Source organism: Lacinutrix sp. MEBiC02404, assembly GCF_053601575.1.
On the sequence record NZ_JBSHNV010000225.1, the window covers coordinates 25,434 to 39,047 of the forward strand.

Genomic DNA, 13,614 nt, shown 5'->3' on the forward strand with positions numbered 1-13,614 from the left:
CATATAATCTATAAATTTTGTTTTTTTGCTAGATAAGCTTAAATCCCCATATACAAATGAATAAATTAGTACTAGTCGCATTATTATTTTCCATTACTATTTCTGCTCAAGATGCACAAGTCAAAGATTTTGACTCTATTGTAAACATCGAAGAAGCAAAAGAATACCTTAAAGAAAACAAATCTAAAAAGAATAAAATCGTTACGTTTAATGAAGCTAAGCACCAAACAGGATTAGCTTTAGAACTTTATAAAAGCGGAAGAGCTATTGTAAAAAATGACACAGAAAAAACAAAATATAAAGTCATAGAAAAAGTGACAACCACTAATTATAGAGTGAGTTATATTTTCTTTGATGGTTTAAAAATGACAATTTCACAAATTAATGCTACAAGAGACAAAATACTTAAAAAATATAAAGAAGGAACACCTTTTAGCCAATTAGCGAAGCAGTATTCTATGGATGATAATGCAAATCATGGAGGAGATTTAGGCTGGTTTGCAGAAGGAGTGACACATCCAACTTTTGAAGCTGAAATTGCGGATAGTATTTATAAAATCGGAGATGTTTTCACAATCGATATTGTACAAAACCAATGGTATTATGTGGTTTTAAAAACCTTTGACCCCAAAGAAATTCAAGAAGTAAAAGTCTTAAAAATTGTAGAACCTTTAAAATAAGTACGACTACCTGCTATTGGTCGTTTTTTTTTACACTACATTTTGAGTTATAGATTTTTTATACTGTTTGTCTAATATTTTTCTTAGCTCACAAAATATTTAATAAATTGGTTATACTATTAATGCTATAATATCAAACTAATTATGAAAAAAATCTATTTAATTTTATCCGTAGCTTTTGTAAGCGTTCTATCTATGAGTAGTTCTACTGAAAACCAAGCACTAAATGAAAAAGTAACTATTTGTCATATTCCTCCTGGGAATCCTTCAAATATTCACGATATAACAGTTAGTGTAAATGCACTTCGTGCGCATCTTGCACATGGCGACTTAATTGGTGGTTGTGCAAACTAATTTCTAAAAACAAAAAAAGAGCTTTAAAATTAAGGCTCTTTTTTTTTGCATATGGTTACAAGTTTTTATCTTCGCTATATGCAATTATTCTATAATCCAGACATCACAGAAAACACCACAGAATTCTCTTTTAATAAAGAGGAAAGTAAGCATATTGTAAAAGTGCTTCGTAAATCGGTAGACCAAACCCTTCAAATTACGAACGGAAAAGGCTGGCTGTTTACGGCACAAATTACCATTGCAGATATTAAAAATTGTGTTGTACGTATTATGGATAAAAAATTACAAGCTAAAAAAAACTATAACCTTCACCTTGCTGTTGCTCCAACAAAAATGAATGATCGTTATGAGTGGTTTTTAGAAAAAGCAACCGAAATTGGCATAGATAGCATCACTCCTATTATTTGCGATCATAGCGAACGTAAAATTATTAAGCCAGAACGTTTTGAAAAAATAATACAATCGGCCACCAAGCAATCGCTTAGTTGTTACGTACCAAAATTAAATCCTGCAATAGGGTTTAAAGACTTTATAAAACAAGACTTTTCGGGTGATTTATTTATTGCACATTGTGAAGAAACAGATAGAAAATCGCTTAAAAATGAACTAAACCCCAAACAAGATATTACCATTCTAATTGGTCCGGAAGGTGATTTTTCTGTTAAAGAAATAGAAATTGCAATACAGCATAAATTTATTCCTGTAACTTTGGGAGAAACCAGATTACGTACAGAAACGGCTGCAATTGTTGCATGTCATTCTGTAGCTTTTGTAAATGAAGCTTAATAATTATTTTTATGAAATTACTTTTCTCTTTTCTCTTTTCGCTCTTTACTTTTGCTTCTTTTTCGCAAGAAGTAGCTATTCTAAAATATAAAGGTGGTGGCGATTGGTATAGTAATCCTACAGCATTACCAAACCTAATAGTATTCTGCAATAATAATATTGGAACAAAAATTACTGCAAAACCAGAAACCGTTGAAACCGGAAGTACCGATATTTTTCAGTTTCCGTTTTTACATATGACAGGTCATGGAAATGTTTTTTTTAGCGAAGCCGAAGCCGAAAACCTAAAGAACTACTTAACTTCTGGAGGTTTTTTACATATAGATGATAATTATGGTATGCAACCCTACCTTGTTAAAGAATTAAAAAAAATATTTCCAAATCAGGAATTGGTAGAACTTCCGGCAAACCATGAAATATTTAATATTGCTTATAAATTCCCAAAAGGATTACCAAAAATTCATGAGCATGAAGGTAAAAGACCGCAAGCTTTTGGTTTATTTCATGAAAACAGATTAGTACTATTATTTACGTATGAAAGCGATTTAGGCGATGGCTGGGAAGATCCTGCGGTACATAACGATCCTGCAGATGTGAGAGAAAAAGCACTGCAAATGGGAGCGAATATTATAAAGTATGCTTTTAGTAATTAATATACAACACGTAACATATCCAAATCGAGTTTGAAACTGTAAGTTATTATAAGTAAAGTAGTCTACCTTATGTATAGATTTTATTGAATATTACTTAAATGAAAGCCTCCAAATTAATACTACCTATAATTGTAATATCTCAGTTTTGCTGTACTTCTCTTTGGTTTGCAGGAAATAGCATCATTACCGATTTGGTATTAAATTTCAATCTAAAAGCAAATGCTTTAGGCCACTTAACTTCTGCCGTCCAATTTGGTTTTATTATTGGCACACTTATTTTCGCTATTTTAACTATTGCAGATCGGTTTTCACCATCTAAAGTGTTTTTTGTAAGTGCCGTACTGGGTTCTCTTTTTAACTTAGGAGTAATCTATTCAGCTAACAATTTAGCCAGTTTATTGATCCTTCGTTTTTGTACTGGTTTTTTTCTTGCAGGAATCTATCCTGTAGGAATGAAAATCGCTGCAGATTACTATCAAAAAGGACTTGGAAAATCTCTTGGTTTTTTAGTTGGCGCATTAGTTTTAGGAACTGCTTTTCCGCATTTATTAAAAGAAATAACGCATTCTTTTCCATGGAGATATGTAATACTTGCAACTTCATCCCTTGCGTTATTAGGTGGCTTATTAATGCTGTTTTTGGTTCCTAGCGGACCTTACCGAAAGGCTAGTCAGAAAACAGATTTATCCGTATTTTTAGGTGTATTTAAAAATAAGGAATTCCGCTTTGTTGCCTTCGGTTATTTTGGACACATGTGGGAATTATATGCATTTTGGACATTTGTACCAATCTTATTAAAAAAGTATAGTGAAGCGCATCCTCAAGTACTATTCAACATTCCTATCTTATCTTTTGTAATCATAGGAATAGGTGGTTTTGCTTGTGTACTTGCTGGTTATATTGCACAAGTTAAAGGAACCAAAAAAACTGCTTTTATAGCACTACTTCTATCTTGTATATGCTGTTTAATTTCACCATTACTATTTACTAGTGCTTTTGAATATGTATTTATTGGATTTCTAATTTTTTGGGGAATGGTCGTCATTGCAGACTCTCCGCTTCTATCCACCCTAATAGCACAAAATGCAGCACCAGAAATTAAAGGGACTGCACTTACTATTGTGAATTGTATTGGGTTTGCAATAACGATAGTCAGTATTCAGATTCTTTCTAGAATGCTAGAAATAACAGACTCTAATAACATATTTACTATTTTGGCAATAGGACCTATTTTTGGTTTGATTATGTTGCAGAAGAAAAAGACCTTTAAATTATAATATATTCGCGTAAATTATATTTCATACCAAACAAATGCAACTAACACACTACAACACCAACTTTACCAAACGTACGTTCCCAATAACCATTATTTGTGAAAACGTAACCAATGCACCCAATATTGGAAGCCTGTTTAGAACAGCAGATGCTTTTGGAATCGAAAAAATGGTGTTTTGTGGGGAACAGATTCCGTTAGGAAGAAAAATGACAAAAACGTCTCGTGCTACTGAAAAAGTAGTAAATTATGAAGTGCAAGAAAATGCTTCCGAAGTAGTTACCCAGTACAAAAAAAAAGGGTATCATATTGTAGCATTAGAAATAACTAGCGAAAGCACATCCATACATTCCTCCACTTTTCCTAAAGAAAAACCTATTGCACTTATTATTGGAGACGAAAATTTTGGCGTTTCACAAGACATTTTAAAACAGTGTGATGCCATAATTCATATTGATATGTTTGGGCAAAATAGTAGCATGAATGTAGTACAAGCAACGACTATAGCTTTATACGAAATGACAAAACAACTATCCTACGAAAGCAGAAATCTCTAAAATAGTGGGTGAAGCGCGTTACGCTTTACAATTCTCTTTTTTTGACAGCAATTTTACAAGTCGAAAAATCTTTAGATTTTTAAAAAATTCGTTTAGTTCGTAAAATCGTGTCTTGAAATTTTTACTATATAATTAATAAAACAATAATGAGATTCTTGTCTTGACAGGAATTATTTATATTTACAGTATGACATCAAACCAAATATCTAATGGTATTTTAAAAGCACTAGGAATTATTATAGGTGTTCTTTTAATCCTATTTTTTCTTTTTAAAATACAATCTGTAATTGTTTATATCGCAATTGCTGCGGTAATTTCATTAATTGGAAGACCTATTATTTTATTTTTAAGAAGAAGACTTAAGTTTAAAAATACGCTTGCAGTAATTGTAACCATGTTTGTTTTACTTGGATTACTCTTCGGATTGGTACGTTTATTTATTCCTTTAATTGTAGAACAAGGACATAATTTAGCACTTTTAGATATTGATCAATTACAAGGTAATATAGAAGATTTATATGGTGAAGCAATTGCTTATTTTCAAATAAATAATATAGATGTAGAGCAATCTATAAAAAGTTCTAACCTACTTTCTAAGATCGATTATTCATTAATTCCGAATTTTCTAAACTCTTTAATTAGTGGATTAGGAAGTTTTAGTATAGGTTTATTTTCAGTTTTATTTATCTCTTTTTTCTTTTTAAAAGACAGCAAACTCTTTGAAAATGGGATTCTAACTTTTATTCCATCTGGCAACGAATCGCGTTGGGCAAGCTCCACGGTCAAAATTAAAGACTTACTATCTAGGTACTTTATTGGTTTAATCTTTCAGATACTAATTCTCTTTATTATTTATACTATTGGTTTAATGATTATTGGTGTAGAAAATGCGATTGTCATTGCTTTTATGTGTGCCCTATTAAACTTAATACCTTATGTTGGGCCGCTAATTGGTGCATTTTTAATGCTAACATTAACGATGACAAGTAGTCTTGGCGAAAGTTTTAGAGATGTCGTTTTACCAAAAACATTTTGGGTATTTATTGTATTTGCCATTGGTCAGCTAGTTGATAATTTTATTAGTCAGCCCGTAATATTTTCTAAAAGTGTAAAATCGCATCCACTAGAAATATTTTTGGTAATACTTATTGCTGGAATCTTATTTGGTATTGTTGGGCTTATTGTTGCTGTTCCGGCCTACACAGCGATTAAAGTAATTTTAAAAGAGTTTTTATCTGAAAATAAGATTGTAAAAAAACTTACTAAAAATTTATAATTGTTTTGAACGAAAACCTATTACAGACAGAAATTCAAGAATTTATAAATAACAATTTAGATGCCAATATAGCTTCCTTATTGTTAAAAGGAATCGATTTTTCGTTCGTGGAAACTAAAGAAGTTATAGAACAATTAGAAGCGAAAAAACGTTGTAAAACGAAGCTTTCTACTTGGTTCTCTACGGAAAACATATACTATCCTAACAAATTAAATATCGAGCAAACTTCTTCGGAAACTACAGCAAAACATAAAACTAGTCTTTTAAAAGGAAATACCATTATAGATCTTACTGGCGGTTTTGGCGTAGACTGTTACTATTTTTCTAAAAATTTCAATCATGTTATACATTGTGAAATTAACGAGCAACTTTCACAAATAGTTACCCATAACTACAAACAGCTAGAAGTAAAAAACATACAAACTATTGCGCAAGATGGTTTAACCTATTTAATAAAACAGGAAACTGCTTTAGATTGGATTTATATCGACCCTTCTAGAAGACATGACAGCAAAGGCAAGGTTTTCTTTTTAAAAGATTGTTTACCAAACGTGCCAGAACATTTAGACATCCTATTTAACAAAGCGAATAACGTTTTAATTAAGACTTCACCGCTATTGGATATTACCATTGGCTTAAACGAATTAAAGTACGTGAATACCATTCATATCGTTGCAGTTAATAATGAAGTAAAAGAATTACTTTGGGTTTTAGAAAAAAACTATACAGCCACTATAACTATAGAAACTTGTAATATTAAAAAAGATACAATAGAAACTTTTAACTTTCCGCTAGCAGAAGAAACTTCTACAATTAGCCAATATAGTTTGCCATTAGCATATTTATACGAACCTAATGCAGCAATTATGAAATCTGGTGCATTTCATACAATTTCTAGTAAACTAGACGTTTTTAAACTGCAGCAACATTCGCATTTATATACAAAAGATACTTTAATAAATTTCCCTGGAAGAGTTTTTAAAATTGAAAAAGTAATCCCTTATAATAAAAAGGGTTTAAAAAAGGAAGGGTTTGTTAAGGCTAATATTGCTACACGTAACTTTCCGGAAAGTGTAGAACAAATCCGAAAAAAGCATAAAATTAAAGATGGCGGAGATGTATATCTCTTTTTTACAACCGATTTAGAAAATAACAAAATAGTTATACAAACAAAAAAGGTTGCATAAATATGCAACCTTTTTTAATATATATAATACGTAAAACTATTCTCCCATTGCTTTAATTAAAGCAGCAGACATACGTTTGTACGTTCCGTTAACCAATCTTTCTCTAATCGCTTCAAAAGCATCTAGTGTTTCTGTAACATCTTGTAAGGTATGTGTTGCAGTAGGAATCATACGTAATAAAATTAATCCTTTTGGTATTACTGGATACACAACAATAGAACAAAATATTCCGTAATTTTCTCTTAAATCTCTAACAAGCGCCATTGCTTCTGGAATACTTCCATTTAAATAAACAGGAGTTACACAACTTTGTGTAGTACCAATATCGAAACCACGTTCTTTTAATCCAGATTGTAAGGCATTAACAATTTTCCAAAGGTTTTGCTTCAATTCTGGCATGGTACGCAACATGTCTAAACGTTTTAAAGCACCTACAACTAATTGCATTTGTAACGATTTAGCAAACATTTGAGAACGTAAATTATATTTTAAATAATCTATTATCTCTTTATCTGCAGCAATAAATGCTCCAGTACTTGCCATAGATTTTGCGAAAGTTGCAAAATACACATCGATATCATCTTGTACTCCTTGTTCTTCACCTGCTCCAGCTCCTGTTTTACCAAGGGTACCAAAACCATGTGCATCATCTACGAACAAACGGAAGTTATATTTTTCTTTTAAAGCTACAATTTCTTTTAATCGACCTTGTTCCCCACGCATTCCGAAAACACCTTCCGAAATAACAAGAATTCCACCACCTGTATGTTCTGCCATTTTAGTGGCTCTTTCTAGGTTTTTTTCTAAACTTACTACATCATTATGTTTGTAAGTAAAACGTTTTCCCATGTGTAAACGTACACCATCTATAATACAAGCGTGTGCATCTACATCATAAACAATAATATCATCTTTAGAAACTAAAGCGTCAATGGTAGAAACCATTCCTTGGTAACCAAAGTTAAGTAAGTATGCTGCTTCTTTATTTACAAATGTTGCAAGTTCATTTTGTAATTGTTCGTGTAATTCTGTGTGACCAGACATCATACGTGCTCCCATTGGATACGCCGAACCATAGTCTGCTGCTGCTTGCGCATCTACTTTACGAACTTCTGGGTGATTTGCTAAACCTAGATAATCATTTATACTCCAAGTAATAACATCTTTGCCTTGGAATTTCATTCGGTTAGAAATTACGCCTTCCAATTTTGGAAAAACAAAATAACCTTCTGCTTGTGCTGCCCATTTCCCTAACGGACCTTTATCCTTGTAAATTTTTTCAAATAAATCTTTCATCTGCTATCAATCTTAGTTTAGTGCTACAAAACTAAATATTTCTGTGCACTAAACACAATATTTTTATATTCTATTATTAACAACAAAAAGATAGAAGGCATCTTTAAGGAAACTTTCTATCTTTAATTATGTTATGTTTTATTATTTTATATACTGAATACTTTCTGCTGCTTCTTTGTTTTTGCTATCGAAAAAGCCTTGATCTGTCATCCATTTATCGCTATAAATCTTACTCATATAACGAGAACCATGATCTGGAAACAAGACTACCACTTTAGAATTTTTATCAAATTCTCCAGCTTCCTCTAATTGTTTTACCGCTTGCATTGCTGCTCCAGAAGTATAACCTACAAATAAACCTTCGGTTTTTGCTATTTCTCTTGCGGTATGTGCACTTTCTTCATCTGTAACTTTTACAAAAGAATCAATGACATCAAAATCTGTAGCCGTAGGAATTAAATTTTTTCCTAATCCTTCTATTCGGTATGGATAAATTTCTTTTTCATCAAACTCTCTAGTCTCATGATATTTCTTAATTACAGAACCAAAAGCATCTACTCCTATTATTTTAATATTAGGGTTTTGTTCTTTTAAGTATTTTGCAGTACCCGAAATTGTTCCTCCAGTTCCACTACAAGCTACTAAATGCGTTATTTCTCCTGCTGTTTGTTCCCAAATTTCTGGACCAGTAGAATTATAATGTGCATCTATATTTAACTGATTAAAATATTGGTTGATATATACAGAACCTTTTGTTTCTTCGTGTAAACGCTTTGCAACTTCATAGTACGATCTAGGATCGTCTGCACTTACATGTGCTGGGCAAACATATACCTTTGCTCCCATGGTTTTAAGCATATCAATCTTATCTGGTGAAGATTTTGAGCTAACCGCTAAAATACAATCGTATCCTTTAATAATACTAACCATAGCAATACTAAATCCTGTATTACCAGAAGTAGTTTCTATAATAGTATCTCCAGGTTTTAGAATACCCTGCCTTTCCGCTTGTTCTATAATATATAATGCAACTCTGTCTTTTGATGAGTGTCCTGGGTTAAAAGCTTCTACTTTAGCGTAAAATTCACCTTTAAAAGGAGCTGTAATAGTATTTAGTTTAATTAATGGTGTATTACCTACTAAATCTAAAACGTTATCAAATACTTGATTTTTTTGTGCCATAAATACGTTTTAATTTGCTACAAGAAGTAACATAAACTGGGCAAAAATACGTAAAAATTTTTATTATTCATTAATTCCTTCTAAATCTAATAAAAATGCGTATTCCAAAGCGACTTCTTTTAGGCTTTCAAACCTTCCTGAAGCGCCACCATGACCAGATTCCATGTCTGTATGCAGTAACAGTTTATTATTATCTGTTTTTAATTCTCTAAGCTTTGCAACCCACTTTGCAGGCTCCCAATATTGTACTTGAGAGTCATGCAAACCTGTTGTAATTAACATATTTGGATACTCTTGTACTTTTATATTATCGTAAGGTGAATAGGAAAGCATGTAATGATAATAATCTTTATCGTTAGGATTTCCCCATTCATCATATTCTCCTGTGGTTAACGGAATAGTATCATCTAGCATCGTGGTTACTACATCTACAAAAGGAACCGCCGCTAAAATACCATTATATAACTCCGGATTTAAATTCGCAATCACGCCCATTAGTAAACCACCTGCAGATCCGCCATTTGCGTATAAATGTTTATTTGAAGTGTATTTTTCTTCAATTAAAAACTTAGAACAGTCAATAAAATCATGAAAAGTATTTTTCTTTTGTTTTAATTTTCCGTTTTCGTACCAATCTCTTCCTAAATACTCTCCTCCTCGAATATGTGCTATTGCGAAAATAAAGCCTCTATCTAATAAACTTAATCTAATGGTTGAAAAATAAGGATCAATAGTAGCTCCATAAGAACCATAGGCATATTGTAATAAAGGATTTGTTCCATCTAATTTCAATCCCTTTTTATATACTAAAGAAATCGGAATTTTAACGCCATCTCGCGCGGTTGCCCAAATACGTTTAGAAGTGTAATTGTCTTTATTATAAGTATCCCCTAAAACTTCTTGTTCTTTTAATACTTCTTTCGTTTTTGTTTTAAAATTATAATCTATTACAGAGCTTGGAGTGGTAAGTGCATTATAACTATATCGTAAAACATCACTATCGAAGTCTGGATTATTACCAGTGTTTGCAGTATAGGTTTCATTATCAAATGGTAAATAATAATCTTCTTTACCATTCCAACTTATAATTCGAATCTTATTTAAGCCGTTTTCTCTTTCACTTACCACTAAATAGTCTTTAAAAATCTCGATATCTTCTAATAAAACATCTTTTCTATGTGGTAAAACATCTTGCCAATACTCTTTTTCTGTTTGGTTTTCGTTTGTCTTTTGAAGCTTAAAGTTGATCGCTTTATCTTTATTTGAAATAATGAAAAAACTGTCTTTATAGTGCGCTATGGCATAATCTAGTTCTCTTTCTCTTTTTTGAAAAACTCTAAATGTACCATCCGGATTATCTGCATTTAAAATTTGATATTCGGAAGTTAAAGTACTAGAAGAACCTATAACTAAGTATTTTTTAGATTTTGTTTTATATACAAAAGTGTTGAAGGTTTCGTCTGTTTCATGAAACACTTCTGTATCTTCTTCCACCTTTGTATGTAGCTTATGTTTATAAACCATAGAAGAACGTAACGTAACTTCGTCTTTTCTTGTGTAAAACAACGTTAAATTATCATTGGCCCAAGTAATTCCTCCGGTGGTATTTATTATTTCTTCGGAATAAATTTCGCCAGTAATTAAATTTTTAATTTTGATATTATACTGTCTTCTACTCACTGTATCGGTTGAAAAAGCAGCCATTGTATTATCTGGACTAATAGAAATACCACCTAATTTAAAGTAGTTAAAATCTTTCGCCATTACATTACAGTCAAACAATAACTCTTCTGGTGCTTCTAATGTTTCCTTTTTACGCGTATAAATAGGATAATCTTTACCTTTTTCGAATTTAGTAATATACCAATACCCATGTAGTTTATATGGCACAGAAGTATCATCCTCTTTAATTCTAGCTTTCATCTCTTTAAAAAGGTCTGCTTGAAAAGGTTCTGTATGTGCTAAAACTTCTTTAGTATGTTTATTTTCAGCATTTAAATAGTCTATAACTTCCTGGTCTTCTTTATTTTTAAGCCAAAAATAATTATCTATTCGTTCGTGTTTATGCGCTACAAGTTTTTCTTGAATTTGCTTCGCTTTTGGAGGATTATGTGCTTTTTTCAAATGAAATAATTAATTCTAAAATTATATTCTTCAAAAATAGAAAAATTAAATAGTTTTGTATGAAATTATAAATTATAAAATTATGTTTGGAGACCTTGCAGGTATGATGGGTAAACTTAAAGAAACTCAAAAAAAAGTAGAAGAAACTAAAAAACGTTTAGATACTGTTTTAGTGGATGAACAAAGTAATGACGCTAAACTGAAGGTAACTTTAACTGCCAATAGAGTTATTAAGTCTATAACTATAGACGATGCGTTATTAGAAGACAAAGAAGAATTAGAAGATTATTTAATTCTTACCTTAAATAAAGCTATAGAACGAGCTACGCAAGTAAATGACGCGGAATTAGCTGCTGTAGCAAAAGATGGTATGCCAAACATTCCTGGAATGGATATGTTTAAATAACGAAAGTTTAAAGCAAAAAAAAAAGGAAGCTAATTAGCTTCCTTTTTTTATATCGATAGTAATAAATACTAATGATTATTGTTGACTAAGTACTCTAAATTGAGTTCTTCTGTTAGATAAGTGCTCTCTTTCTGTACAAGAAACACCATCTGCACATCTGTTTACTAATCTAGTTTCACCATATCCATTAGATACAATTCTTGAAGAATTGATTCCTTTAGAGATTAAGTAGTTCGTTACCGCTTGTGCTCTTCTTTCAGATAAAGATCTGTTAGATGCAGCAGAACCTCTAGAATCTGTGTGAGAAGCAATTTCTACAGAAACACCACCAGCAATAGCAGGTAATAATTTTGCATCAATTTCTCTTTTAGCAGATTCTGTTAAAGTAGCAGAACCTAAGTTCCAGTTTATGTTAAGGTCATTGTACTCTAATAAAGTACATTCTACTTCTTTCCAAGTCGTTAAACCACCTTTTGTTTGTAAAACTTCTTTAGATACTGTTTTAGTAATAGCAGGAACAGTACTTTCCACTATTTTAGAATCTTCAGATAAAACTGTTTTCTTTAAAGTTGCAGTTTGTTGAGGAATAGCAATAGCTCTTGTAGTTGGAGGCGTTACCATTACCGTACGCTTCATCGTTTTAGTTACCGCAGGAATAGAAACAACTTTTGTAGTCTCCGGAATAATAACAGTTCTAGTTACCGTTTTAGTTTCTTGAGGAATCTCAATTACTCTAGTTGTAGGAGGTGTTACCATTACAACTCTTTTCATTGTTTTTGTTTGTTGAGGAATTTCAATAACTCTTGTTGTTGGAGGTGTTACCATTACTGTTTTCTTAACACTTGTAGTTACAGCAGGAATATCAATTACTCTAGTACTAGCTGGTTTAACAACAGTTTTAACTGTATACGTAGCCATACCACAATCATCGTTTGATGAAGATGTATCACAATCTGGAGTTCTTACAAAAGAAGCATCTGCAGATAATTCAGTAGTGTTTACTGTAATATTTTGAGCAGGAACTGCTTTATAACACCAATATCTACAATCATTAGGATCAGCAGATTGACATTCGGCAGCAGGAGTATCACTCATTTGCCATTTAGCAGTAGCTGGTTTCGTTTCAATAACTTGGTAGTTAGAAGAGAAACTTGCTGGAACAACTCTTAAAGAAGTACCATATTCTCTTTTTTTGTATGTTCTAGTTTCTGTTCCGTATTCTGCAGGAATAACCTCTAAACGTTGACCAGCTTCGCTAGTTACAACAGTAAAGCTTTGGTTTTCGTAAACCGCAGGAACAACTTCTAAACGTTGGCTAGCTGGTTGTGTTACTACAGTGAAGTTTTGCGTTTCGTAAACAGCAGCTACAAGCTCTAAACGTTGCGAAGCTTCTTTAGTTACAACTGTTTCTGTTTGCGTTTCTGTTCTAGAAGCAATTTTCTCTAAACGTTGTGCTGCTTCTTGTACAGTTACTTCAAAAGTTTGTGTTTCATATACCGCAGGAACAACTTCTAAACGTTGGCTTGCATTAGCAACTACTACGTCTTCAGTAACCGTAGTATACGTTGAAGGTACTGTGCTTAACTTTTTGTACGCTGGAGACACTTGAATAGTTACATCTTGATTTACCCAAACGTCTGGAGTTACACATCGAACGTAACATTTTCCTGGCTCAGGATTAGTTGGTAAATCTTGTGCAACTGCAGAAATGCAAACGACAAAAGATAAGATTGTTAGTAAGGCTTTTTTCATTTTTAAGTAATTTAATGGTTAAATATTAATATAGTTCTAATTTTCAGATACTTTGAGAGAAGTAACAACTCTAATTTCGAACAAAATT

General features: G+C 31.9%; 13 protein-coding genes. 9 read left to right on the forward strand and 4 right to left on the reverse strand.

Annotated features, from left to right (window positions below):
• Positions 1 to 56 precede the first annotated feature (56 nt).
• The 8 genes from ACVCXO_RS19110 (at position 57) to ACVCXO_RS19145 (ending at position 6,766) form a co-directional block, all read left to right on the forward strand.
• Positions 57 to 680 (forward strand): peptidylprolyl isomerase, encoded by a 624-nt coding sequence (locus ACVCXO_RS19110; RefSeq protein WP_452231206.1) that lies wholly within the window; start codon positions 57 to 59, stop codon positions 678 to 680.
• A gap of 144 nt (positions 681 to 824) precedes the next feature.
• Positions 825 to 1,034 carry a hypothetical protein gene (locus ACVCXO_RS19115; RefSeq protein WP_452231207.1) on the forward strand — a complete coding sequence of 70 codons (210 nt, stop codon included), beginning with the start codon at positions 825 to 827 and terminating at the stop codon, positions 1,032 to 1,034.
• Positions 1,035 to 1,112: 78 nt separating this feature from the next.
• Positions 1,113 to 1,820, forward strand: a complete 708-nt coding sequence (locus ACVCXO_RS19120; RefSeq protein WP_452231208.1) for a 16S rRNA (uracil(1498)-N(3))-methyltransferase — start codon at positions 1,113 to 1,115, stop codon at positions 1,818 to 1,820.
• Between the two features lie 11 nt (positions 1,821 to 1,831).
• Entirely contained in the window at positions 1,832 to 2,473 is a 642-nt protein-coding gene (locus tag ACVCXO_RS19125) for a DUF4159 domain-containing protein (protein WP_452231209.1), read from the forward strand.
• Between the two features lie 98 nt (positions 2,474 to 2,571).
• Positions 2,572 to 3,750: an MFS transporter gene (locus ACVCXO_RS19130; RefSeq protein WP_452231210.1), complete on the forward strand. Its 1,179-nt coding sequence runs from the start codon at positions 2,572 to 2,574 to the stop codon at positions 3,748 to 3,750.
• A gap of 34 nt (positions 3,751 to 3,784) precedes the next feature.
• Positions 3,785 to 4,303 (forward strand): TrmH family RNA methyltransferase, encoded by a 519-nt coding sequence (locus tag ACVCXO_RS19135; protein ID WP_452231211.1) that lies wholly within the window; start codon positions 3,785 to 3,787, stop codon positions 4,301 to 4,303.
• Positions 4,304 to 4,490: 187 nt separating this feature from the next.
• Complete coding sequence (locus ACVCXO_RS19140; protein WP_452231212.1) at positions 4,491 to 5,579, forward strand: AI-2E family transporter; 1,089 nt, start codon at positions 4,491 to 4,493, stop codon at positions 5,577 to 5,579.
• Positions 5,580 to 5,584: 5 nt separating this feature from the next.
• Positions 5,585 to 6,766 carry a THUMP-like domain-containing protein gene (locus tag ACVCXO_RS19145; protein ID WP_452231213.1) on the forward strand — a complete coding sequence of 394 codons (1,182 nt, stop codon included), beginning with the start codon at positions 5,585 to 5,587 and terminating at the stop codon, positions 6,764 to 6,766.
• A gap of 36 nt (positions 6,767 to 6,802) precedes the next feature.
• Here the strand turns inward: ACVCXO_RS19145 and ACVCXO_RS19150 are convergent, their stop codons facing one another.
• From ACVCXO_RS19150 to ACVCXO_RS19160, 3 genes are all read right to left on the reverse strand, one after another.
• The gene (locus ACVCXO_RS19150) at positions 6,803 to 8,062 is read right to left on the reverse strand and encodes an aminotransferase class I/II-fold pyridoxal phosphate-dependent enzyme (RefSeq protein WP_452231214.1); all 1,260 of its coding nucleotides are present in this window, start codon (positions 8,060 to 8,062) and stop codon (positions 6,803 to 6,805) included.
• 141 nt (positions 8,063 to 8,203) lie between these two features.
• Positions 8,204 to 9,244 (reverse strand): PLP-dependent cysteine synthase family protein, encoded by a 1,041-nt coding sequence (locus ACVCXO_RS19155; RefSeq protein WP_452231215.1) that lies wholly within the window; start codon positions 9,242 to 9,244, stop codon positions 8,204 to 8,206.
• A gap of 63 nt (positions 9,245 to 9,307) precedes the next feature.
• Entirely contained in the window at positions 9,308 to 11,368 is a 2,061-nt protein-coding gene (locus ACVCXO_RS19160) for a S9 family peptidase (protein WP_452231216.1), read from the reverse strand.
• A gap of 82 nt (positions 11,369 to 11,450) precedes the next feature.
• Here ACVCXO_RS19160 and ACVCXO_RS19165 point away from each other — a divergent pair, with 82 nt between their 5' ends.
• The gene (locus tag ACVCXO_RS19165; protein ID WP_452231217.1) at positions 11,451 to 11,774 is read left to right on the forward strand and encodes a YbaB/EbfC family nucleoid-associated protein; all 324 of its coding nucleotides are present in this window, start codon (positions 11,451 to 11,453) and stop codon (positions 11,772 to 11,774) included.
• Between the two features lie 75 nt (positions 11,775 to 11,849).
• Here ACVCXO_RS19165 and ACVCXO_RS19170 read toward each other — a convergent pair whose 3' ends face one another.
• Positions 11,850 to 13,526, reverse strand: coding sequence for an OmpA family protein (locus ACVCXO_RS19170; protein WP_452231218.1), 1,677 nt, complete (start codon positions 13,524 to 13,526; stop codon positions 11,850 to 11,852).
• Between the last annotated feature and the right edge of the window lie 88 nt (positions 13,527 to 13,614).